We start from the raw sequence: 23091 nt of genomic DNA, 5'->3' as shown, positions 1-23091 counted from the left end.
GGTCCCCCTCCTTGGCGGCACGAGCAGCCTGCGGCCGGAAAGCCAGTATGGATTGTCTTTCGTCTACAGTCTACGGCGCACAGGGTCGGTCCGGTGGGGAGTCGGGGACGGAGTCGGCTGTGTCACACTCCGCCGTAGGCGCAGGTCACGGGCAGCGGACGACCTGCCCGGCGTAGGAGAGGTTGCCACCGAAGCCGAAGAGCAGGACCGGGTCGCCGGAGGAGATCGCGCCCCGCTCGGCCAGCTTGGAGAAGGCGAGCGGAATGCTCGCGGCCGAGGTGTTCCCGGACTCGGCGACGTCCCGCGCGACGACGGCGTTGACGGCGCCCAGCTTCTCGGCGAGGGGCTCGATGATGCGCAGGTTCGCCTGGTGCAGCACGACTCCGGCGAGGTCCTCGGGCGCGAGCCCGGCGCGCTCGCAGGCCCGGCGGGCGATGGGCGGCAGCTGCGTGGTCGCCCAGCGGTAGACGCTCTGGCCCTCCTGGGCGAACCGCGCCGGGCTCCCCTCGATCCGCACGGCGTGACCCATCTCCGGCACCGATCCCCACAGCACCGGGCCGACGCCCGCGTCCGGCGACGCCTCGACGACGGCCGCCCCCGCGCCGTCACCGACGAGCACGCAGGTGGTGCGGTCGCTCCAGTCGGTCACGTCGGACATCTTGTCGGCGCCGATGACCAGCGCGCGGGCCGAGGCACCCGCCCGCACCGCGTGGTCCGCGGTGGCCAGGGCGTGGGTGAACCCGGCGCACACGACGTTGACGTCCATCGCGGCGGGCGAGGGGATGCCGAGCCGGGCGGCGACCCGGGCGGCCATGTTGGGCGAGCGGTCGACGGCCGTCGAGGTGGCGACCAGCACCAGGTCGATGTCGCCCGGCGCCAGGCCCGCCGCGGCGAGGGCCTTGGCGGCGGCGTGGGCGGCCAGCTCGTCGACCGGCTCGTCGGGCCCGGCGATGTGGCGCGTGCGGATGCCGACCCGTGACGTGATCCACGCGTCACTGGTGTCGACCATGTCCGCCAGGTCCTCGTTGGTGAGCACCCTGGCGGGCTGGTAGTGGCCGACGGCGGCGATGCGCGAGCCGATCATGCGGTGATCCCCCTGTTGCCTCGGGTTGCGGATCCACCAGTCTGATCAGTGACTCACGGGTACGACGGCAGGCGAGCGGACAGGATTACGGCGTCCGGGTTGTCGGCTTCTGTCAGACTCCCGGACGCCCGAGCGCCCACCGGACGGTCACCCGGTGAACAGCCGCGCCGCCTTCCGGACCGGCTCGTGGAGACTCCCCGGGGGCGGGGATGCGGGGGCGGGCGCGAGATACGGCATGCGTGCCGCGACGAACGGTCGGACCGACCGGTTTTCCAAAGCGTGCGCGACCCCTTGCCGCCCTCAACACCATACTGTAGACAATATTCAGTCGACGAAGCTCGGCAGTGTGCCACCTCCGCGGTATCCCCTCGAACCGAACGGAGCTCCCTCGTCATGAAAGTCGCAGTCCTCGGCGCCGGTGCGATCGGCGCCTACGTCGGAGCCGCGCTCCATCGCGCCGGCGCCGACGTCCATCTCGTCGCCCGTGGACCGAACCTGACGGCCATGAGGCAGCACGGAGTACGGGTGCTCAGCCCGCGCGGCGACTTCACCGCGCGCGCCCACGCCACCGACGACCCGGCCGAGATCGGCCCGGTCGACTGTGTCTTCCTCGGTCTGAAGGCCAACTCGTACGCGGCGTGCGGGCCGCTGATCGAGCCGCTGCTGCACGACCGCACGGCGGTGGTCGCCGCCCAGAACGGCATCCCCTGGTGGTACTTCCACCGGCACGGCGGCCCCCACGACGGCCACCGCGTCGAAAGCGTGGACCCCGGCGGCGCGGTCAGTGCGGTGCTCGCGCCCGAACGGGCCGTCGGATGCGTCGTCTACGCGGCGACCGAGCTCGAACGGCCGGGTGTCGTACGGCACTTGGAAGGCACCCGGTTCTCCGTCGGCGAACCCGACCGCAGCGTGTCCAAGCGCTGCACGAGGTTCAGTGAGGCCATGGTCGCCGGCGGCCTGAAGTGCCCGGTGGAGCCGGACCTGCGCAACGACATATGGCTCAAGCTGCTCGGCAACATCTCCTTCAACCCGATCAGCGCGCTGGCCCGCGCCACCATGCGGCAGATGTGCCTGCACGGCGGCACCCGCAAGGTCATCGAGACGATGATGGCCGAGACGCTCGCCGTCGCCGAGGCCCTCGGCTGCGAGGTCGGCATCTCCATCGAACGCCGGCTCGCGGGCGCCGAGAAGGTCGGCGACCACCGCACCTCCACGCTCCAGGACCTGGAGCGCGGCAAACCGCTCGAACTCGACGTACTGCTGGCCGCCGTCGTCGAGCTGGCGGAGATCACCGGCGTCGACGTGCCCACCCTGCGCACCGTGCACGCCATCTCGGACCTGCTCGCGCTGAGGAGCGCCGCATGAGGAGTCCCGTATGAGGAAGCGGCAACCGAAGACCTACACCCGACTGACCCACCCGCTCGTCCGGGACTCCCGCGAGGAGCCGTTCCGGCGGGCCACCTGGGAGGAGGCCCTGGACCGGGTGGCCCGGGGCCTGGAACGCAACCGCGGCGCGTTCGGCATGTTCGCCTGCGCCCGCGCCACCAACGAGATGAACTACGTGGCGCAGAAGTTCGCGCGGGTCGTCATGGGCACCAACAACGTCGACTCCTGCAACCGCACCTGCCACGCCCCGAGCGTCGCGGGCCTGTCGGCCGCCTTCGGCTCCGGCGGCGGGACCTCCTCCTACGAGGAGATCGAGCACACGGACGTCATCGTGATGTGGGGCTCCAACGCCCGCTTCGCGCACCCGATCTTCTTCCAGCACGTGCTGAAGGGCATCAGGAACGGCGCCCGGATGTACGCCGTCGACCCGCGCCGCACCTCCACCGCCGAGTGGGCGGAGAGCTGGCTCGGCCTCAACGTCGGCACCGACATCCCGATGGCGCACGCCGTCGCCCGCGAGATCATCCACGCGGGCCTGGCCAACGAGGCGTTCATCGAGCGGGCCACCACCGGCTACGAGGAGTACAGGAAGCTCGTCGAGCCGTGGACGCTCTCGCTGGCCGAGAAGGTGACGGGCGTACCCGCGAAGGCCATCAGGGAACTCGCGCACGCCTACGCCCGCGCCGAGCGCGCCCAGCTGTGCTGGACCCTCGGCATCACCGAGCACCACAACGGCACGGACAACGTCCGCGCGCTGATCAACCTGTCGCTGCTGACCGGCCACGTGGGCCGCTACGGCGCCGGGCTGCAGCCGCTGCGCGGCCAGAACAACGTGCAGGGCGGCGGTGACATGGGCGCGATCCCCAACCGCCTGCCGGGCTTCCAGGACATCCTCGACCCCGGCACCCGGCACAAGTTCGAGTCGGCCTGGGACACCGTCATCCAGCCCCACTACGGGCTGAACCTGACGGAGATGTTCGAGGCGATGGAGGACGGCTCGGTGAGGGCCGTGTACTGCGTCGGCGAGAACCCCGCGCAGTCGGAGGCCGACAGCGAGCAGGCGGTGCGCCGTATGCGGCAGCTCGACTTCCTGGTGGTGCAGGACATCTTCCTCACCAGGACGGCCGAGCTGGCGGACGTCGTGCTGCCCGCCACCGCCGGCTGGGCGGAGACCGACGGCACGACCACCAGCAGCGAGCGGCGGGTGCAGCGGGTGCGCAAGGCGGTCGACCCGCCCGGCGAGGCCCGCGAGGACGTGGACATCATCTGCGAGATCGCCGCCCGCCTCGGCCACGACTGGAAGTACGCCGGCTCCGAGGCCGTCTGGAACGAGCTCAGGTCCGTCTCCCCCGACCACTACGGCATGACGTACGACCGGCTGGAGGAGCTCCAGGGCATCCAGTGGCCGTGCCCGAGCACCGAGGAACTCGAACCGACCTATCTGCACGGCCGGTTGTGGGAGAAGGACCCCGAACGGCGCGGCCTGCCGGCGCCGTTCGGGCTGGTCCAGCACGACCCGCCGGTCGACCTGACGGACGAGGAGTACCCGGTCCGGCTGACCACCGGGCGGCGCCTGGACTCCTACAACACCGGTGTGCAGAGCGGCGGTTTCGCCTCTCCGCTGCGGCGCGGCGAGTACGTCGAGCTGAGCCCGGAGGACGCCGAGCGCTACGGGGTCGTCGTGGGCGAGGAGGTACGGGTCTCCTCCCGGCGGGGCGCGGTCGTGGCCCCGGTGTGGGTCGAGCCGGCGCTGCGGCCCGGGCTCGCCTTCATGACCATGCACTTCCCCGACGAGGTGGACACCAACAGCCTGACGATCGAGGCCAACTGCCCGATCGCCGGGACGGCGGAGTTCAAGGCGTCGGCCATCCGGATCGAGAAGCTTCCCGTCGCGACCATCGTGAGGTGACCTGGTGGATCTGCACTTCGGTGACAGCAAGCCGACGGACGAGGAACGGGCGGCCGTCGACGCACTGCTCGGTCCCGCTCAGTCCTCCTGGGAGGGCGCCGCCCGCGACGAGATGAGGGCCGCCGACCTCAGGTGGGCGCGCGGCGGCCGGGAGGCCAGGGACCGGCGCGAGCTGCTGCTGCCGGGGCTGCACGCGATCAACGACCGGGTCGGCTGGATCAGCGAGGGCGCCCTCGACTACCTGTGCCGGCGGCTGACCGTGCCGCCGGCGGAGGCGTACGGCGTCGCCACCTTCTACGCCCTGTTCTCGGTGAAGCCGCGTCCGGCCACCGTGCTGCGCGTCTGCACCGACCTCGCGTGCGCGGCGGCCGGGGCTTCCATGCTGTGCGAGGGCGTGGAGTCCCGGCTCGGGCCCGGCAGCGGTGTGCACGTCGAGCGCAGCCCCTGCCTCGGCCTGTGCGAGCGGGCGCCGGCGGCGCTCGCGGTCAGGGCCGGGGACCCGGTGCGGACGGCGGTGTCGGCGCCCGCGACGGCCGAGGCGGCCGTCCTCGCGGCGACCTCGCCCGGCTCGGCGCCCGAGGAACCGCCGGCCGCGATGGCGGTGCCCCAGGCCGGGGACCCCGCGCTGAGCCTGCTGCGCCGCGTCGGCGTCGTGGACCCCGCGTCGCTGGACGACTACCGCTCCCACGGCGGTTACGCCGCCCTGCGCCGGGCCTTCGAGCTCGGCCCCGCCGGGGTCATCCGCGAGGTGACCGACTCCGGCCTGGTCGGGCGCGGCGGCGCCGCCTTCCCCACCGGCCGCAAGTGGCAGGCCACGGCGTCGCAGCCGGACCACCCGCACTACCTGGTGTGCAACGCCGACGAGTCCGAGCCGGGCACCTTCAAGGACCGCGTGATCATGGAGGGCGACCCGTACGCGCTGGTGGAGGCGATGACGATCGCGGCGTACGCGACCGGCGCGCACCGGGGGTACGTCTATCTGCGCGGCGAGTACCCGCGCGCCCTCGAACGCATGGAGCACGCGATCGCGCAGGCCCGCGCGCGCGGCTTCCTCGGCGAGGACGTCCTCGGCCAGGGCTACGCCTTCGACATCGAGATCCGGCGCGGCGCCGGCGCCTACATCTGCGGCGAGGAGACGGCCCTGTTCAACTCCATCGAGGGCCACCGGGGCGAACCGCGCTCCAAGCCGCCCTTCCCGGTGGAGAAGGGCCTGTTCGGCCGGCCGACGGTCGAGAACAACGTGGAGACGCTGGTCAACGTCCTGCCGGTGCTGACCATGGGTGCCCAGGCGTACGCGGCGATCGGCACCGGGCGGTCGACGGGCCCGAAGCTGTTCTGCGTCTCGGGCAGCGTGGCACGGCCCGGGATCTACGAGCTGCCGTTCGGCGCCACCCTGGGCGAGCTGCTGGACCTGGCCGGGGTGCGCCCGGGGCTGCGGGCCGTGCTGCTGGGCGGGGCCGCGGGCGGCTTCGTACGGGCCGACGAACTCGGCATCCCGCTCACCTTCGAAGGCACCCGCGAGGCGGGCACCACGCTCGGTTCGGGCGTGGTGATGGCCTTCGACGACACCGTTCCCCTGCCCCGGCTGCTGCTGCGCATCGCGGAGTTCTTCCGCGACGAGTCGTGCGGGCAGTGCGTGCCCTGCCGGGTCGGGACCGTGCGGCAGGAGGAGGCGCTGCACCGGATCGTGGAGCGCACGGGCGCGGCCGCCGCCGAGGACATCGCCCTGCTCAGAGAGGTCGGCCGCGCGATGCGGGACGCCTCGATCTGCGGTCTGGGACAGACCGCGTGGAACGCCGTGGAATCCGCCATCGACCGTCTGGGGGCGTACGAATGACCGTGACACCGCTGGGGATCCCGCGCCGGCTGCTGGAGTTCACCATCGACGGAGAGGCCGTGCGCGCGCCCGAGGGGGCGACGGTCCTCGACGCCTGCCGGGCCGCGGGCAAGGACGTCCCGACCCTCTGCGAGGGGGACACGCTGCGGCCCAAGAACGCCTGCCGCCTCTGCGTCGTCGAGGTGGAGGGGTCCCGGACCCTGGTCCCGGCCTGCTCCCGCAAGGCGGAGCCCGGCATGGAGGTGAGGACCGGCACCGAGCGGGTCCGGCACAGCCGCAAGATCGTCCTCGAGCTCCTCGCCTCCTCGGTCGACCTGTCGACGACTCCGCAGGTCGCGGACTGGATCAAGGAGTACGAGGCGAAGCCGGACCGCTTCGGCCCGGACGCGGCCCGCCTCGACGAGGAACCGAGGATCGACAACGACCTGTACGTGCGTGACTACGACAAGTGCATCCTCTGCTACAAGTGCGTGGACGCCTGCGGCGACCAGTGGCAGAACACGTTCGCGATCTCGGTCTCCGGGCGCGGTTTCGACGCGCGGATCGCCGTGGAGCAGGACGCCCCGCTCACCGACTCGGCCTGCGTGTACTGCGGCAACTGCATCGAGGTGTGCCCCACCGGGGCGCTGTCGTTCAAGTCGGAGTTCGACATGCGCGCGGCGGGTACCTGGGACGCGTCGGCCCAGACGCGGACGACGACCATCTGCGCGTACTGCGGTGTGGGCTGCAACCTCACGCTCCATGTGCAGGACAATGAGATCGTCAAGGTCACCTCCCCGCACGACAACCCGGTGACCCACGGCAACCTCTGCATCAAGGGCCGCTTCGGCTACCAGCACGTACAGAACCGGGACTGAGGCACGACATGGGACGAGTCACGGAACGACGCAAGGTGATCCGCATCCGGGACGGGGCGGTCTCCACCCGCCCGGACACGCTCGTCGCCGAGGAGCCCCTGGAGATCAGGCTGAACGGCAGGCCGCTGGCGATCACCATGCGCACCCCCGGCGACGACTTCGCCCTGGCCGCGGGTTTCCTGGTGAGCGAGGGGGTGCTGGCCGAGCGGTCGGACCTGCAGAACATCGTGTACTGCGCGGGCGCCACGGCCGACGGCCAGAACACCTACAACGTGGTGGACGTGAAGACCGCTGCGGGTGTGGCGATCCCCGACATCACCCTCGAGCGGAACGTCTACACGACCTCGTCCTGCGGCCTGTGCGGCAAGGCGAGCCTGGACGCGGTCCGCACCACGGCCCGCTGGCCGATCGCCGACACTCCCCCGGTCCGCCTCGAGCCCGAGCTGCTCGCGAGCCTCCCCGACCGGCTGCGGACGGCCCAGCGGGTCTTCGACCGGACCGGGGGCCTGCACGCGGCGGCTCTGTTCTCCGGGGAGGGCGAGCTGCTGGACATACGGGAGGACGTGGGCCGGCACAACGCGGTCGACAAACTGGTCGGGCGGGCCCTGCAGAACGGGCACCTGCCGCTGTCCCGGGCGGTCCTGCTGGTCTCCGGCCGGGCCTCCTTCGAGCTGGCGCAGAAGGCGGTCATGGCCGGGATCCCGGTCCTGGCGGCCGTCTCGGCGCCGTCCTCGCTGGCCGTCGACCTGGCGGCGGAGACCGGGCTGACCCTGGTGGGATTCCTGCGGGGCAGCTCCATGAACGTGTACGCGGGCGAGGACCGCATCGCCCTGCGGACCGCGGCCGCCCAGGGGTGAGTCGCCTCCCCGCGACACGGCGGCGGGGCCCCGGCCGGCGGGGAGCGCCCCCTGCGCCGCAGGGGCCCCGCCTCAGATCCGGGAGGTGGCGGTCCGCGGCGTCCGCCGCTCATGCCACGAACCGGACCTCCCGCGCCGTCACCACCGTCCCCAGCCGCGGAAAGTCCAGCCGCACGGACGCCTCGTGCTCGGCGGCGGTGAAGGCCGACATGGCGTCCTCGACGAAGACCAGGTCGTAGCCGAGGTCGCCGGCGGCGCGCGCGGTGGATTCGACGCCGAGGTTGGTGGCGACGCCGCCGAACACGAGCGTGCGGACGCCGCGTTCGCGCAGCCGCTCGTCCAGACCGGTGCCCTGGAAGGCGCCGATGGTCCGCTTCACGACCTCCAGGTCGCCGTCCCGGGCCAGTCCGGCGACGAGTCCGCTTCCGGGCGGCTGCTCGGCCACGCCACCGCGTTCCACGCGGACCAGGACGACGGGCGCGCCCGCCGCACGGAAGGCGGCCGCCAGCTCCTCGGCGGCCCGGAGGACTTCGGTGCCCTTGCGGGGCTCCAGGGGCAGCGCGACGATCCGCTCCATCAGGTCGACGAGGACGAGGGCGGTGCGCGCGGGGTCGAGGGCGAGGGGTGCGGTCATGACGGAACGTTATCCGCCGTCAGCCCTCCGTGCCCGGGATCCGGATCAACAGGCCCATGAACCGGTCACGTCCGGGGCCCGCGGGGGCCCGCCGGGGGCCGAGGGAGGAACCGAGGGGAGACCGGGGGAGGGAGCGAGGGGGACCGAGGGGGACCACACACCGATCAGGCGCACGGCCGTCGTGGGCTCGGCAGGGGTGCGACCGGCCCCGGTGGCCCGGACGCCGGACGGGGCATGACCGCCCATGGACCGGGTGCGCGGCGGCCGCTAACGTCCCGTGCGTGCCCGAGGACGCACGAGCACGACAGCGGACGGGAACCGGCCTCGGCCTGCTGCTGGCCCTGGTTCTCGGGGCCGTGCTGCTCACCGCCCTCCCGGACCACCCCGGCCGGCAGGGCGGCGGCTGCGCACCGCGCGAGGTCGCCTCCTGGTCCGCCGACCAGCGCCTGACCGGAGAGTTCGCCCGCTACGGCGACGACGCCGCCCGCACCGACGACTGGACCGGCGGTGACGGCACCCACTCGGTGCGGCTGCCGGACGGCCGGGTGCTGTGGCTGTTCTCCGACACCTACCTCGGCCGGGTCCACGGCCCGCCCGACCCGGTGGGAGAGTCGTCCGCCTGGCGGGACGCGACCGCCCCGCTGGTGCGCAACTCGGGCGTGGTGATGGACGGCGAGGGCCGGCTGCGGACCACGCTGCCCGCCCCGCTCTTCCCCGACCCCGCGCCGGGCCAGTGGCGCTGGCCGGTCGCCGCCCGGGTGGAACCCCGCTCACCCGGCTCCTCCGAGAAGGTCGTGCGGGTGCTGCTGTGGGTGCGCACGGCCGGGCGGTCCCCGTGGATCTACGGCGTGCCCACCGCCACCGAGGTGGCCACGCTCTCGCTGCCCGGCCTGCGGGTGGAGTCGGTCGTGAAGGTGCTCGACCAGAGCCTGGTGCCCGATCCCTCCCGGCGCGTGCTGTTCGGCACCACGCTGGTGGGGAAGGACGGCTGGACGTATGTGTTCGGCGGGGACGACGGGTGGACGGCGTCCCGGTCCGCCTCCTCGGCGTACGTCGCGCGGGTGCCCGAGGGGCGGCTCGGCGAGCCGGCCGCCTGGCGGTACTGGGACGGCTCCCGCTGGGGTCTCCGGCCGCGGGCGCTGGCCGGTGCGAAGGTGGGCAGTGCCTTCTCCGTGGTGCCGGTGGACGGCACCTACGTGCTGTTCACGATGGCCTCGGGCACGGCGGGGCTGACCACCGTGACCTCCTACTGGGCCTGCTCCCCCACCGGGCCGTGGCACGGCCCGGCGAAGGACTTCAGCCCGCGGCTGCCGACGGCCGGGGTGGCCGCGTACAACCCGCAGGCGCACCCCGCTGTGCCGGACAGCGCCTCCGGCGCGGGCGGCGGCGGGCGGCTGGTGCTCAGTTACGACGTCAACTGGCTGGAGACGACCGGTGCGTCCGCGAGCATCAACGCGGACGTGGCGCTGTACCGACCGCGGTTCGTGACGGTGCGGCTGACTCGCGCGGGGTGAGGGGGGCGCCCTCGCCGCCGGGCCCGGACGCGCCGGGGTCCCGCGCACGGCGCTTGGCGATCACCGCGCACACCATCAGCTGCATCTGGTGGAAGAGCATCAGCGGCAGCACCGCCAGCGAGGCGTGCGCGCCGAACAGGACGCTCGCCATGGGCAGCCCGGAGGCCAGGGACTTCTTGGAGCCGGCGAACTGGATGGCGATGCGGTCCTCGCGGCCGAAGCGGAGGGCCTTCGCGCCGTACCAGGTCAGGGCCAGCATCACGGCGAGCAGGGCGGCCTCCACCACCAGCAGGCCGCCGAGCCGGGCCGCGCCGACCTGGTGCCAGATGCCCCTGACCATGCCCTCGCTGAACGCCGCGTAGACGACGAGCAGGATGGAGCCGCGGTCGACCAGGCCGAGGACCTTGCGGTGCCGGGCCACGAAGCCGCCGATCCAGCGGCGCAGCACCTGCCCGGCGACGAACGGCACCAGCAGCTGGAGCACGATCTGCACGAGCGAGTCGGCGGAGAACCCGCCCGCGCTGCTGCCGAGCACGGCGGCCGCGAGGAGCGGTGTGACGACGATGCCGACCAGGGAGGAGAAGGAACCCGCGCAGATCGCGGCGGGCACGTTCCCGCGGGCGATCGAGGTGAAGGCGATCGACGACTGGATGGTCGACGGCACCAGGGTGAGGAAGAGCAGGCCCTGGTAGAGCGGCTGGTTCAGCAGCACCGGGACGAGGCCGCGGGCGGCGAGGCCCAGCAGCGGGAAGATCACGAAGGTGGACGCGAGCACGGTGACGTGCAGCCGCCAGTGCCGGAGTCCGTCGAGCGCCTCACGGGTGGACAGCCGGGCGCCGTACAGGAAGAACAGGAAGGCGATCGCGGCCGTGGAGGCGCCCGAGGCGACGTCGGCCCCCGTCCCGCGCGCGGGGAGCAGGGCCGCGAGCCCCACCGTCCCGAGCAGCAGCAGGATGTAGGGGTCGATCGGCATCCAGCTCGGCCATCGCAGGCGTTTCACGGTGCTCCACTTGCTGCTCGCTGTCATCGGTCCGGGGCCGGAGGGCCCCCGTCCATCGTCCTCCTCCGGCGGCCGATCGGGAATCCGGTATACCGCTCTGACTGCCATCGCGATCCATGATGAGCGGCTACCGTTGCCCGTATGTACGAGCCCTCCCATCTGCGTACCTTCCTGGCGGTCGCCCAGACCCTGAGCTTCACCCAGGCCGCCCGGCGGCTGGGGCTGCGCCAGTCGACGGTCAGCCAGCACGTACGGCGGCTGGAGGACGCGACCGGGCGGCAGCTGTTCTCCCGGGACACCCACTCGGTGGAGCTCACCGAGGACGGCGAGGCGATGCTCGGGTTCGCGCGGCGGATCCTTCAGGTGCAGGAGCAGGCGGCGGCGTTCTTCACGGGTACCCGGCTGCGCGGCCGGCTGCGCTTCGGCGCCTCGGAGGACTTCGTGCTGACCCGGCTGCCGGAGATCCTGGAGGGCTTCCGCCACGACCACCCCGAGGTGGACCTGGAGCTGACCGTCGAGCTGTCGGGCACCCTGCACGAGCAGCTCGCGGCCGGGAGGCTGGACCTGGTGCTGGCCAAGCGGCGGTCCGGGGACCGCCGCGGGAAGCTGGTCTGGCACGACGAGCTGGTGTGGATCGGCGCGGAACGGCTGCGCCTGGAGACGGACCGCCCGGTGCCGCTGATCGTCTTCCCGCCTCCCGGCATCACGCGTGCCGTGGCCCTGGAGTCCCTGGAGCGCGCGGACCGGCCCTGGCGCATCGCCTGCACCAGCGGCAGCCTGAGCGCCCTGATCGCGGCGGCCCGCGCGGGCCTGGGCGTCATGGCCCACTCCCGGGGCCTGATCCCACCGGGCCTGGTCCGCCTCCCGGACCGCTTCGGCCTGCCCGAACTGGGCCGCGTCGACTTCGTCCTGGTCGACGGCCACCGTCCCGGCGGGTCCCGGGAGGCGGCGGACGCCCTGGCGGCGACGATCCTGGCGGGCGGTGACAGACTGCAGCGCAGGCGGGCGACGTAGGCGGGGCGCGGGGCGCGCCCGGCCGCAGACCACCCTCGACCTGGACCGGAGTGACGAATTCCGCCCCTCGTACGCTGAGGGAGGAGGCGGCCGGACCGCGCCGGTGACGTCGTTGACCAGCAGTCAAGGGCGGTAGGCAGGTCGTACAGATTCGGTGGAGATTACGGAACCGAAACTTACTCAACCGTCAGTTTTCTGTCCGACCCTTCCGGATGTGGGCGCATTTTCCAGCCGCTGACCAGGCCGAGACTGAGGGTTGTTCGCTTTTGACCCCCCTCCCGCCCCGTCTCCGGGTGGGGTAGCTTTCACGGCGCTTGCGGGTCTCGATACAGCGCTGAGGGAGCGGGGAGTGAGTTTGCGCGAGTTCACCAGCCCTGCGTTGACGCTGGCACCGACAGTGGGCGGTCTGGCCGACGTGGTGTTCGAGCGTGCCCAGAAGGACCCGCTGCACGTCTCGCTCGGCCGCAAGGACGACGGCGGACGCTGGCGGGACGTGACCGCGGCCGAGTTCCGGGACGAGGTGCTGGCGCTCGCCAAGGGACTGCTCGCCCGGGGCGTCCGGTTCGGCGACCGCGTCGCGATCATGTCCCGTACCCGCTACGAGTGGACCCAGCTGGACTTCGCGCTGTGGACCATCGGCGCCCAGGTGGTGCCGATCTACCCCACCTCGTCGGCCGAGCAGTGCTTCTGGATGCTCTACGACGCCGAGTGCACGGCCGCGATCGTGGAGCACGAGGACCACGCGATGACGATCGCCACCGTCATCGACCGGCTGCCCCAGCTGCACCAGCTCTGGCAGCTCGACAACGACTGCGTGCAGGAGCTCTACGACGCCGGCGCCCACCTCGACGACGAGGTGGTGCACCGGCACCGGCAGGCGATCACCCCGGACTCGGTCGCGACGATCATCTACACCTCGGGCACCACGGGCCGCCCGAAGGGCTGTGTGATCACCCACGGCAGCTTCATGTACGAGTCGGACACCGTCATCGAGCGCTGGGAGCCGGTGTTCCACACCAAGAAGGGCGACGAGGCGTCGACCCTGCTCTTCCTGCCGCTCGCGCACGTCTTCGGGCGGATGGTGGAGGTCGCCACCATCCGCGGCGGGGTGCGCCTCGGCCACCAGCCGCAGCTGAACGCCTCCGCCCTGCTGCCCGACCTGCAGGCGTTCCGGCCGACGTTCATCCTGGCGGTGCCGTACATCTTCGAGAAGGTCTTCAACGCCTCCCGCCGCAAGGCGGAGAAGGAAGGCAAGTCCGGGCCCTTCGAGAAGGCCGTCGACATCGCCGTGAAGTACGCCGACGCCGTCGAGGCGAAGGCCTGGGGCCTCGGGCCCGGCCCCTCGGCCGGCCTGCGCGTGCAGCACCAGCTCTTCGACAAGCTCGTCTACTCCAAGGTGCGCGCCGCGATGGGCGGCCGGATCCGCAACGCCATGTCGGGCGGCTCCGGGATGGACCGCAGGCTCGGCCTGTTCTTCGCGGGCGCGGGCGTGCAGATCTACGAGGGTTACGGCCTCACCGAGTCGACGGCCGCCGCGACCGCGAACCCGCCCGAGCGCACCCGCTACGGCACCGTCGGCCGGCCCATCCCGGGCGTCACCGTGCACATCGCGGACGACGGCGAGATATGGCTGCACGGCCCGAACGTCTTCGCCGGCTACCTCAACAACCCCAAGGCCACCGACGAGACCCTGCACGACGGCTGGCTCGCCACCGGCGACCTGGGCTCCCTGGACGAGGACGGCTACCTCACCATCACCGGCCGCAAGAAGGAGATCCTCGTGACCTCCGGCGGCAAGAGCGTCTCGCCCGGCGTGCTGGAGGAGCGGGTCCGCGACCATCCGCTGGTCAACCAGTGCATCGTCGTCGGCAACGACCGCCCCTACATCGCCGCCCTGGTCACCCTCGACCAGGAGGCCGTCGAGCACTGGCTGCAGATGCGCGGCAAGCCCCGGATGGGCCCCGCCCAGCTGGTGCGCGACGCCGATCTGGAGACGGAGGTGCGGCGCGCGGTGGTCGCCGCCAACACCCTCGTCTCCCAGGCCGAGTCGATCCGCACGTTCCGGATACTCGCCCAGCCGTTCACCGAGGAACACGGTCTGCTGACCCCGTCCCTGAAGCTGAAGCGCAAGGCCATCGAGAACGCCTACGCCAACGAGGTCGAGGCCCTCTACCAGGCCTGACGGCCGGTCGGCCGGGGGTGGTGCGCCGCTCGTCCGCCACCGGTCGGTTCCGGCGGATTGTTCTGTCAGGAATGCATCACGGCCCGTGATCGTTGACGATGGGGAGTACCACCTGACGACAACCGTAAGGATCGAGAGCTCGTGAGCAGCAAGGTCCCCCCGATCATCCTCAACAACGGCGTCGAGATGCCCCAGCTGGGCTTCGGCGTCTGGCAGGTGCCGGACGACGAGGCGGAGCGGGCGGTCGCCACCGCGCTGGAGGCCGGGTACCGCAGCATCGACACAGCGGCGATCTACGGCAACGAGGAGGGCACCGGACGGGCGATCGCGGCCGCCGGCGTCCCGCGCGAGGACATCTTCGTCACCACCAAGCTCTGGAACAGCGACCAGGGGTACGACTCCACCCTGCGCGCCTTCGACACGTCGCTGCGCAGGCTCGGCCTGGACCACGTCGACCTGTACCTGATCCACTGGCCGACCCCGGCCCGGGACAAGTACGTCGACACCTACAAGGCGTTCGAGAAGCTGCACGCCGACGGCCGCGTCCGCGCGATCGGCGTCTCCAACTTCGAGCCGGAGCACCTCCGGCGGCTCATCGCCGAGACGTCCGTCATCCCGGCGGTCGACCAGATCGAGCTGCACCCGTACCTGCAGCAGCACGCGGCGCGCGAGTACCACGCGGAGCAGGGCATCGCGACCGAGGCTTGGTCGCCGCTCGGCTCGGGCAAGGGGCTGCTGGAGGTCCCGGCGATCGTCGCCATCGCCCAGAAGCACGGCCGCACCCCGGCCCAGGTCGTGCTGCGCTGGCACCTCCAGCTCGGCAACATCGTGATCCCGAAGTCCGTCACGCCGTCGCGGATCAGGGAGAACATCGAGGTCTTCGACTTCAGCCTGGACACCGAGGACCTGGCGGCCATCAGCGCACTCAACGAGGACCGGCGCCTGGGTCTCGACCCGTCCGCCTTCAACGCCGCCTGACGCGGTCCCCCGGCCGGCGTCCGCCCCGCCGCGCGGCTTCCGCGCGGCGGGGCGGACGTGCTCGGTTCACCCCGCCCGCACATCGGTGAAGACGGTCTCGAACTCCTCCAGCGTGGTCACGGAGACGTGCGCCTTGGCGGCGCCCTCGTGCCGGATCGCCGCGTGGGCCCCGCGAGAGGCGGCGAGGCGGGCGCGGTCGGTGAACAGCGCGCCGATCATGCCGCGTCCGCGCTCCCGGTCGACGAGCAGGGACGTCCTGGCCAGCCCGGACAGGGCCTCGAGTCCGGGGGCCACCGACGCGCGGAAGGTCTCGGCGAGCAGACCGGTGTCCACGGGGTCGAACTCCAGCCTGCTCAGCCGCAGCCCGCCGCCCGCCTCGGGCGGCCGTACCTGGTGGAAGACGGCCGCCTCGTAGTTCTCGACGAGGGTCGTCGCGGCGAACGGCTCCAGCATCCCCCCGCGCCGCTCGCGCATGACCTCGTCGCTGTTGCGCCGGGCCTCCTCGGAGGTCCACCAGCTGACGGCCAGCAGCTTGCCGAGCGTCCGATCCACGAAGACGCCCGACCCCCGGTAGCCGGGACGGTCCTCCAGCAGGTCCCGTCCCTGCGCGTTCAGTGCCCTGACGGCCGCGTCGATCTTCGAGGGGTCGCCGGTCGAGTACACGGTCCGAACGAACATGGCGCCTCGCCTCCCAGGGTCGGGCGGTGTCCGGGTGGTGCCTCGCCGCCAGTCTTCTCCCGGGACCCGGGCGCCGCAATCCGTGCACCGGCCTCTCGGGGCGCCCTCCGCGGCGAGCACCGCCCACAGACTTGACGCGAGCATGCCCTTGGGGCCACCTTGTACGGCAACCCGGTAAGGAAAGTTTCCTAACAGAAGGGTTCCCCCACAGTGCGCATACGAACTCTGACCCTCGCCGCGGCCTCCGGAGCCGCCCTGCTCGCCGCCGGAGTGCTCCCCGCGAACGCCTCCAGCTCGCCTGGGCCCGCGTCCGCCCAGGAGGGCTCGGTCAGCGCGGCCGACCTGCTCGCCAAGGTGAGGTCCTGCTCCCAGATCTCCCACGGCAAGTACCGGACCGACGAGGAGACCTCGGCCACCGTCCCGGTCTGCGGCAAGAACGGCGCCGTGTTCTGGAAGGCCGACATGGACATCGACTGCGACGGCCGGCGCACGTCGAAGTGCAACGAGAACACCGACCCCTGGTACCAGGACGACACGGCCTTCCACCAGTCCGACGGCAGCCCGCTGCGGGCGGACTCCCTGCCGTACGTCGTCGTGCCCAGCTCCAGCGGCATCTGGGACTACTCCGGCGCCGGCATCAGGGGCGGCGGCGTGGTCGCCGTGATCTACCACGGCAGGGTCGAGTACGCCGTCGTCGGCGACACCGGCCCCACGAAGATCATCGGCGAGGCCTCCTACGCCACCGCCCACGCGCTCGGCATCGACCCCGACCCGGAGAACGGCGGCACCGACTCCGGGGTGACCTACATCCTCTTCAAGGACTCGCGGGTGTCCCCCATCGAGAGCCACGGCGCGGCCGTCACGCTGGGCGACAAGCTGGCCCGGCGGTTCCTGCGGGACAACTAAGGCTCGACTGGGGCGTATTTCGCCCCGGGCCCCCCGGTCAGGGCGCGGGCGGCCCGGCCGGCCTCCGTGCGGGGGTCAGTTGGGCTGCCCGATCGGGCGTACGACGACGGTGTTGACGTCCACTCCGGCCGGCTGGCGCAGCGCCCAGACGACGGAGTCCGCGATCTGATCGGCGGTCAGCAGGTGACCGGGCGGCAGAGTGCCGTCCCAGAACGGGGTCTCCACGCGGCCGGGCGCGATCAGCGTGACGCCGATGCCGAAGTCCGTCACCTGACGGCGGGTGTTCTCGGCGAGGCCGGTCACCGCCCACTTGGTCGCCCCGTAGATGTTGCCGGGCGTGTTCACGAATCCGGCGACGCTGCCGACCAGGACGATCCGGCCCCGGGTCTCCTTCAGGGCGTCGACCGAGGCGCGGATGAGCAGCGCCGGGCCGAGGACGTTGGTCAGCACCATCTCGGTCCAGCCGGCCGGGTCGCCGTCCGCCACCGCGTCGTGGGTGGCGAACCCGGCGTTGGCGACGACCGTGTCCAGCCGTCCGTACGCCTTGAGCGTGCTCTCCACCGCGGACCGCACATCCGCGTACTCGGCCGCGTTGCCGGCCAGGGTCAACAGCTCCTCGGGCCGGCCGAGTTCGTCGGCGAAGGCGTGCAGCCGCTGCTCCCGGCGGCCGGTGACGGCCACCCGGTGCCCGGCGCCGAGCAGTTGCCGCGCCACGGCCGCGCCGATGCCGGTGGCACCGCCGGTGATCAGCGTGACGGGAGACTCCGCGCGGTGTGTGCTGTCTGTGCTGGTGGACATGGCTACCCCCTGTGTCGCGTCCGGCCCGTCCGGGCCCGACGACGGGAGTAGATCAGTTGGAGCGTTCTCGAAGTCAAGCGCCGGCCGGCGGACGCGCCCCTCACATCGCGTGGGCCGCCGTGTGCAGCGTGTGCGCCGCCAGCACGAACACATCGGGGCGGTGGTGCACGCTCGCCTTGTCGTCGGGGTCGAGCAGACGGTCGAGGGTGGCGCGGTCCGTCGGGTCGAGCCGGTCGGCGAAGCCGTCGCGGAGGCGGGAGAGGGTGGCGGCGACGTAGCCGCGGGCCCGGTCCCCGGCCGGGGCGGGCAGGTCGAGGAGGAAGGTGCGGGTGCCGGTGGGCCTGAGGCCCGCGGCGGCCATCAGGGCCGGCCAGTCCTCGGTCTCGGCGACGGAGTCGGGCAGGCCCGCGCGCATCTCGGCGAACCACTCCTCCTCCAGTACGTCGAGCCGGGTCTGCAGACCCGGGCGGCCGATGCCGATGTCGCGCGGCAGGAAGCGGGCGGGCAGCCCGCCCTCCATGATCGCCAGCGTGCCGCCGGGCGCGAGCCGGTCGGCGAAGGCGGCGAGGGCGGCCCGCTGGTCGCCGAGGTGGTGCAGGCTGCGGCTGGCCCAGAGCAGATCGGCCGGATAGTCCAGCTCCTCCAGCACGCCTGGCAGGTCACCGGTGACCGTGCCGAAACGGTCCCCGACGCCGAGCCGGCCGGCCCGTGCGCGCGCCCGTTCGAGGAGCTGCTCGGAGCCGTCGACGGCGACGACCCGCGCGCCGGGGAACGCCTCGGCGAGCAGGCAGGCCACGACGCCTGGCCCGCTGCCCGCGTCGACGATCAGCCCGGGCTCGGTCTGCTTGTCGGTGAGCCAGTTCATGGCCCGCTCGTACAGGGGGGTGAACAGCTCCGCCTGCGATTCCAGCAGCGGGGCCATCTCCGCCCAGTCGATGTCCGCGTGGTCGTGGTGATGAGGGCTCCCGTGGCCCCCGTGACCCGCGTGTCCTGGGTGCTCTGCGTCCTGATGTCCGTGCGCCATGGTGTCAGCCTCTCGTCCGGGTCCGGCCAGGGTGCGCCGACGCGCCGCGCAACGGCAAGCACAGTTGCCGACCCGGCAAAACGGGGCGTCCGGAAAATGAGGTGCGCGGTCGCGGACGGCTCCCCGACGATGGCCCGATGGACGACACGGTGGTGGAGGATTTCCTCCGGGACGGATTCGTGAGGATCGAGGGGGCGTTCCCGCCGCGCGTCGCCGAGGACTGCGCACGCCTGCTGTGGCGCGAGACGGGGTACGACCCCGAGGATCCCGCCACCTGGAAGGACCCGGTGGTCCGGGTGGGCGGCATGGCACAGGGTCCGTTCGCCGCCGCGGCCAACTCCCCCGTGCTGCACGAGGCGTTCGACCTGATCGTCGGCGCGGGCCGCTGGCTGCCGCGCTACTCCCTGGGCACCTTCCCGCTGCGCTTCCCGCACGAGGAGGAACCGGACGACGCGGGCTGGCACATCGAGGGCAGCTACCTCCCGGACGGGGAGAGCTGGTACTTCACCAACCTCCGCTCCAGGGACCGCGCGCTGCTGATGCTGTTCCTGTTCAGCGAGGTGACCGAGGCGGACGCCCCGACCCGGATCCGCGTCGGCTCCCATCTCGACGTGCCGTCCCTGCTGGAGCCGTACGGCGAGACAGGCGTCTCGGGCCTCGAGATCGCGCCGAGGCTGGTCGAGGCCTCCGCCGACCGTCCCCTGGCGTACGCCACCGGCGGCCCCGGCGACGTCTACCTCTGCCACCCCTTCCTGGTGCACGCCGCCCAGCCCCACCACGGCACCCGCCCGCGCTTCATGGCCCAGCCGCCGCTGATGCCGGCCGTCCCCTACGAGCTGGAACGCCCCGACGGCGACTACTCACCGGTCGAGTGCGCGATCCGCCGGGGGCTGGCCGGGAAGGCCTGACCCCGGCGGACCGCCATGTCACCGCGGCCGCCGCGTCACGACAGCGGCGGGTACGCGTTCTGCATCAGCTGCTGGAACTGCGCCGAGAACCAGTGCCCCGACAGCGGAGCGTTCGGCAGCGCGCCCGACATGTTGTTGCCGTTGCGGGCGTTGCCCGTGTACGTCGGGTCGCACATGCGGTCGAAGCCCTTGCCCTCGTCGTTGGCGATGGCGGTGCTGGAGCCGTCCGACTCGCCCGGAGGCTTCATCCACACGTAGGCGTCGATCCCGCTCGCCGGGTCGGCCTGCGGGCGCTCGCCGAGACCGGCGCCGGACTGGTTGCACCAGTTGCCGACGTGGATCCGGCGGTCGTAGCGGCCGCCGTCGACGTAGGCGTCCACGCTGGTCCTCGGGCCGGGGCCGGTGGGCCGGGCGGTGCCGCCCCAGCCGTTGCGGGAGGTGTCGATCAGCATGCCGATGTCCGAGTTGAAGCCGACGGAGACCAGTTCGTCGCGGAACGCCTGCGCGAACGACAGCTCGTCGACGTACCGGTTCCAGTCCACCCACTTCGACTGGCGCACGGACGTGCCGTTCACCGTGTCGTCCACGGTGAAGTTGTCCTCCTTCAGGGCGCTGTAGTTGGCCGTGTTGGTGATGAAGCCCTGCACGTCGTCGACGGTCGCGCCCTCGCTGGTGGCGGCCTGCTTCATGATGTCGGCGGACGGGCCGAAGTTGTCGTCCCAGCCGAGCCAGCCGTGGTGCCCGGCGTCGAGGTAGTTGTAGACGTTCGGGATCGCGCCGAGCTTGGCCAGCGCGTAGCCGACGCCCTTCACGTAGTTGCCGTTGGCGAGCATGGTGTCGCAGTTCGGGGTGGCGGTGGCGCGGCTGCCGGTGTTGGTGACCAGGTTGGGCAGCGAGTCGATCTCGATCGTGGTGACGATGCGCAGGGAGGCGTACTTGGCGTCCGACAGGATCGCCGCGATGGGATCGATGAACTGCGTCTTGTACTTGTCGATCTCGGTCGGGCCGAGTTCGCCGTTGGAGGCGAGGGCCGAGCAGTCCCGTCCGGGGAGGTCGTAGACGACCAGCTGGACGACCTCCTCGCCACTGCCCTTCTGCTGCAGGGCCGCGTCGAGGTGGTCGCGCAGGCCCATGCCGCCGTTCACGCCGTCGATGGCGGCGATGCGGTCGAGCCAGACGCCGGTGGGCTGGTCGGAGACGCGGTCGCCGCCCGGCTCGGCGGCGGCCTTCGCGGACCACTCGGGGTTGACGTACACCTTGGCGCCGGCGTACGGGTTGTCGACCCGGCCGCTGGGATCGGTGCCGCCACCGCCGTCTCCGCCCCCGCCGCCGCTGCTGCCGTCGTCGGCGTTGCAGGTCACACCGTCGAGCGTGAAGGCGGTCGGCACCGCGTTGGTGCCGCTGTAGGTGCCGTTGAAGCCGAAGCTCACCGAACCGCCCGCGCCCAGCGTGGCGTTGTAGGTCTCGTTGGCGGCCGTGACGGTGGCGCCGCTCTGGCTGAGCTTCGCGTTCCAGCCGCTGGTGACCTTCTGGTTTCCGGCGTACGACCACTTCACCGCCCAACTGCTCTTGGCGGCGCCGTTGTTGGTGACCGTCACGGCGGCGGTGAAGCCGGTGTCCCACTGGTTCTGCACCGTGTAGTCCACCGTGCAGGGCACGGCCGCGAGCCCGGTGTCCGGGGGGACGGCGGCCGCCGCGGTCCCGGCGGACGCGGCGATCAGCGCCAGGGCGCCGAGTAACGCTGTTCTGGTACGACTGCTCATGAGTGCGGGTTTCCTGTCCTGTAGGGGATCAACCGTTCAGGGCGCGCAGGTGGTCGCGCAGCCCGATGCCGTACGACGTGGGAGTCCCGTCGTAACCGGAGATGAGCGAGGGGCCGGAGGAGCAGTCCCAGGTGTTCCAGGTCCAGCCGAGGTAGGAGAGCCCCCGGGCGTCGAACCACTTCATGACCCGGTCGACGAAGGAGTGCGCGCAGGTGTTCTCCCCGATCTCCCCCGCCACCAGCGGCACCTGGGCCGCGACGGGCGCGAGCGTGGAGTTCCAGCAGCTCTCGTTCGAGCAGGTGTTGAAGTTGTAGACGTGGTAGGCGGCGACGAGATTGCCGGTCGGGTCGCCGGGTCTGTACGTCAGCCACTGGCCGAGGTCGTTGGAGTACGCCAGTCCGCCGGCCATGACGACGTTCCGGGCGCCGGTGGAGCGCACCGCGTCGACGAGGTCCTGCATGCCGGCGACCTCGTAGCCGATACCGGGGCAGGTGCCGCCGTCCCGCCAGCACTGCCACGCCTGCGCGGCCGTGGACGTCGCCCGGTCCGGATAGGGCTCGTTGAACAGGTCGAACACCACCGCCTGGTCGGCCTTGAAGGTGTCGGCCACCGACGACCAGAACGACGGCGTGTACCGCGCGTCCGGCATCGGCTTCTGGCAGGTGGCGTGCACGTCGGAGCAGCCCGCCGAGTTGCCGGTGTACTGGCCGTAGGTCCAGTGCAGTTCGACGATCGGCGTCATGCCGTGCGCCTCGACCCGGGCCACCAGGTCCCGGACCGCGCCGATGTAGGCGGCGCCGCCGTACTGCGGCTCGATGCCGGAGAGTCCCAGCCAGCACTCCTCGTTGAGCGGAATGCGGACCGCGTTCGCCTTCCAGTCGGCGATCGCCCGGATCGCGGCGTCGTCGACCGGACCGTCGAAGATGCCGCGGCCCTGTACGCACATGAACTCGCCGCCGGAGCGGTTGACGCCGAGCAGCCGGCGCGTGGCGCCGCCGGCGTCCACCAGCCTGTTGCCCGAGACGTGCAGGGCGGGTGCCCCGCCGCTCGCGGGCGGACCGGTCGGTGGCGGCGGCGTCGGTTCCGGAGCCGCGTCGCACGTCGTCCCGTTGAGCTCGAACGACGTCGGTGCGGCGTTGCTCCCCGATCCCGGCCGGGAGGCGAGGAACCCGGCGCTGACGCTCGCGCCGGTGGCCAGCGAACCGTTGTAGCTCTCGTTGGCCGCGGTCACCGCCGTACCGGACTGGGACCACTCGGCGTTCCAGCCCTGGGTGACCTTCTGGCCGTCAGCGAAGTCGAAACCCAGCTTCCAACTGCTCGTGGGCGCCGAGTTGTTGGTGATCTTCACGGCGCCCTGGAAGCCGGTGTCCCACTGGCCGGTGACGGAGTACTCCACCGAGCAGGCGGGCGCGGCTCCCTGTGCCGCGACGACCGGAATGGTCATGGACCCGACAAGTCCGGCCGCCGCGGCGACGGCTAAAAGTACTGAACGCGGGGGGTGTCGCATGAGCGACTCCTTGCAGCTCGGGCGCGCCGGGACGGACGCGTCGACTGATGGAACCGCTCCCACTGGTGCCGATGAAGGTAGCGCCAAGTGACGGCAAAGGACAGGGGAGTCACAGAAGTTCGCTGACTTTCCCTCAACACCCCGCTCCTCGCCGCCGTCCACCGCTGTCGAATCTTTTCGACTCTTCGAGCCCCCTTGACCGCCTCCACCCCCTTCCGCACTATGGGAGCGCTCCCACTGGTTCACGGCTTGTTG

At 72.0% G+C, this 23091-nt stretch carries 19 protein-coding genes; 11 read left to right on the top strand and 8 right to left on the bottom strand.

Features of this window, described 5'->3' with window-relative positions:
* Nucleotides 1-145: 145 nt before the first annotated feature.
* Nucleotides 146-1084 carry a beta-ketoacyl-ACP synthase III gene (locus ACJ9NR_RS31485; protein ID WP_412491325.1) on the bottom strand — a complete coding sequence of 313 codons (939 nt, stop codon included), beginning with the start codon at nt 1082-1084 and terminating at the stop codon, nt 146-148.
* A gap of 393 nt (nt 1085-1477) precedes the next feature.
* On the opposite strand from ACJ9NR_RS31485, the gene ACJ9NR_RS31480 reads away from it, so the two are divergent.
* Genes ACJ9NR_RS31480 through fdhD form a run of 5 tightly spaced genes read left to right on the top strand, consistent with a single transcriptional unit; the run spans nt 1478 to nt 7930 of the window.
* Nucleotides 1478-2449, top strand: a complete 972-nt coding sequence (locus ACJ9NR_RS31480; protein WP_412491326.1) for a 2-dehydropantoate 2-reductase — start codon at nt 1478-1480, stop codon at nt 2447-2449.
* Between the two features lie 10 nt (nt 2450-2459).
* The gene (locus ACJ9NR_RS31475; protein ID WP_412491327.1) at nt 2460-4379 is read left to right on the top strand and encodes a molybdopterin oxidoreductase family protein; all 1920 of its coding nucleotides are present in this window, start codon (nt 2460-2462) and stop codon (nt 4377-4379) included.
* A gap of 4 nt (nt 4380-4383) precedes the next feature.
* Nucleotides 4384-6216: an NADH-ubiquinone oxidoreductase-F iron-sulfur binding region domain-containing protein gene (locus ACJ9NR_RS31470; protein WP_412491328.1), complete on the top strand. Its 1833-nt coding sequence runs from the start codon at nt 4384-4386 to the stop codon at nt 6214-6216.
* On the top strand, nt 6213-7073 hold the full coding sequence (locus ACJ9NR_RS31465) for a 2Fe-2S iron-sulfur cluster-binding protein (RefSeq protein WP_412491329.1): 861 nt from the start codon (nt 6213-6215) through the stop codon (nt 7071-7073). The genes ACJ9NR_RS31470 and ACJ9NR_RS31465 overlap by 4 nt, the downstream gene beginning before the upstream one ends.
* 8 nt (nt 7074-7081) lie before the next feature.
* Nucleotides 7082-7930, top strand: a complete 849-nt coding sequence (gene fdhD / locus ACJ9NR_RS31460; protein WP_412491330.1) for a formate dehydrogenase accessory sulfurtransferase FdhD — start codon at nt 7082-7084, stop codon at nt 7928-7930.
* A 109-nt stretch (nt 7931-8039) separates the two neighbouring features.
* Here fdhD and ACJ9NR_RS31455 read toward each other — a convergent pair whose 3' ends face one another.
* Nucleotides 8040-8564 carry an isochorismatase family protein gene (locus ACJ9NR_RS31455; protein WP_412491331.1) on the bottom strand — a complete coding sequence of 175 codons (525 nt, stop codon included), beginning with the start codon at nt 8562-8564 and terminating at the stop codon, nt 8040-8042.
* Between the two features lie 281 nt (nt 8565-8845).
* On the opposite strand from ACJ9NR_RS31455, the gene ACJ9NR_RS31450 reads away from it, so the two are divergent.
* Entirely contained in the window at nt 8846-10078 is a 1233-nt protein-coding gene (locus ACJ9NR_RS31450) for a DUF5005 domain-containing protein (protein WP_412491332.1), read from the top strand.
* Here the strand turns inward: ACJ9NR_RS31450 and ACJ9NR_RS31445 are convergent.
* Complete coding sequence (locus ACJ9NR_RS31445; protein ID WP_412491333.1) at nt 10014-11078, bottom strand: bile acid:sodium symporter family protein; 1065 nt, start codon at nt 11076-11078, stop codon at nt 10014-10016. The genes ACJ9NR_RS31450 and ACJ9NR_RS31445 overlap by 65 nt on opposite strands.
* A gap of 141 nt (nt 11079-11219) precedes the next feature.
* Between ACJ9NR_RS31445 and ACJ9NR_RS31440 the strand changes: the two genes are divergently transcribed.
* The 3 genes from ACJ9NR_RS31440 to ACJ9NR_RS31430 all read left to right on the top strand — a co-directional run bounded on the left by ACJ9NR_RS31440 (nt 11220) and on the right by ACJ9NR_RS31430 (nt 15252).
* Complete coding sequence (locus ACJ9NR_RS31440) at nt 11220-12092, top strand: LysR substrate-binding domain-containing protein (RefSeq protein ID WP_412491334.1); 873 nt, start codon at nt 11220-11222, stop codon at nt 12090-12092.
* Between the two features lie 355 nt (nt 12093-12447).
* Nucleotides 12448-14274: an AMP-dependent synthetase/ligase gene (locus tag ACJ9NR_RS31435; protein ID WP_412491870.1), complete on the top strand. Its 1827-nt coding sequence runs from the start codon at nt 12448-12450 to the stop codon at nt 14272-14274.
* A gap of 141 nt (nt 14275-14415) precedes the next feature.
* Complete coding sequence (locus ACJ9NR_RS31430) at nt 14416-15252, top strand: aldo/keto reductase (RefSeq protein WP_412491335.1); 837 nt, start codon at nt 14416-14418, stop codon at nt 15250-15252.
* Between the two features lie 66 nt (nt 15253-15318).
* Here ACJ9NR_RS31430 and ACJ9NR_RS31425 read toward each other — a convergent pair whose 3' ends face one another.
* Entirely contained in the window at nt 15319-15930 is a 612-nt protein-coding gene (locus tag ACJ9NR_RS31425; RefSeq protein ID WP_412491336.1) for a hypothetical protein, read from the bottom strand.
* 210 nt (nt 15931-16140) lie between these two features.
* On the opposite strand from ACJ9NR_RS31425, the gene ACJ9NR_RS31420 reads away from it, so the two are divergent.
* Nucleotides 16141-16836, top strand: coding sequence for a glycoside hydrolase family 75 protein (locus ACJ9NR_RS31420; RefSeq protein ID WP_412491337.1), 696 nt, complete (start codon nt 16141-16143; stop codon nt 16834-16836).
* A 75-nt stretch (nt 16837-16911) separates the two neighbouring features.
* On the opposite strand, the gene ACJ9NR_RS31415 is transcribed toward ACJ9NR_RS31420, so the two are convergent.
* Both ACJ9NR_RS31415 and ACJ9NR_RS31410 read right to left on the bottom strand, forming a co-directional pair.
* Nucleotides 16912-17634 (bottom strand): SDR family oxidoreductase, encoded by a 723-nt coding sequence (locus ACJ9NR_RS31415; protein ID WP_412491338.1) that lies wholly within the window; start codon nt 17632-17634, stop codon nt 16912-16914.
* Between the two features lie 100 nt (nt 17635-17734).
* Nucleotides 17735-18658: a class I SAM-dependent methyltransferase gene (locus tag ACJ9NR_RS31410; RefSeq protein ID WP_412491339.1), complete on the bottom strand. Its 924-nt coding sequence runs from the start codon at nt 18656-18658 to the stop codon at nt 17735-17737.
* Between the two features lie 137 nt (nt 18659-18795).
* On the opposite strand from ACJ9NR_RS31410, the gene ACJ9NR_RS31405 reads away from it, so the two are divergent.
* Nucleotides 18796-19566, top strand: coding sequence for a phytanoyl-CoA dioxygenase family protein (locus ACJ9NR_RS31405; protein ID WP_412491340.1), 771 nt, complete (start codon nt 18796-18798; stop codon nt 19564-19566).
* A gap of 35 nt (nt 19567-19601) precedes the next feature.
* On the opposite strand, the gene ACJ9NR_RS31400 is transcribed toward ACJ9NR_RS31405, so the two are convergent.
* Both ACJ9NR_RS31400 and ACJ9NR_RS31395 read right to left on the bottom strand, forming a co-directional pair.
* Entirely contained in the window at nt 19602-21329 is a 1728-nt protein-coding gene (locus tag ACJ9NR_RS31400) for a glycoside hydrolase family 6 protein (RefSeq protein WP_412491341.1), read from the bottom strand.
* A gap of 28 nt (nt 21330-21357) precedes the next feature.
* The gene (locus tag ACJ9NR_RS31395; protein WP_412491342.1) at nt 21358-22836 is read right to left on the bottom strand and encodes a cellulose binding domain-containing protein; all 1479 of its coding nucleotides are present in this window, start codon (nt 22834-22836) and stop codon (nt 21358-21360) included.
* Nucleotides 22837-23091: the final 255 nt, after the last annotated feature.

Origin of the sequence: Streptomyces sediminimaris, assembly GCF_047049295.1 — a bacterium.
GTDB lineage: Bacteria > Actinomycetota > Actinomycetes > Streptomycetales > Streptomycetaceae > Streptomyces > Streptomyces sediminimaris.
The sequence above is the reverse complement of the archived record's forward strand: the minus strand, read 5'-3'. Positions and strand labels throughout refer to the sequence as shown.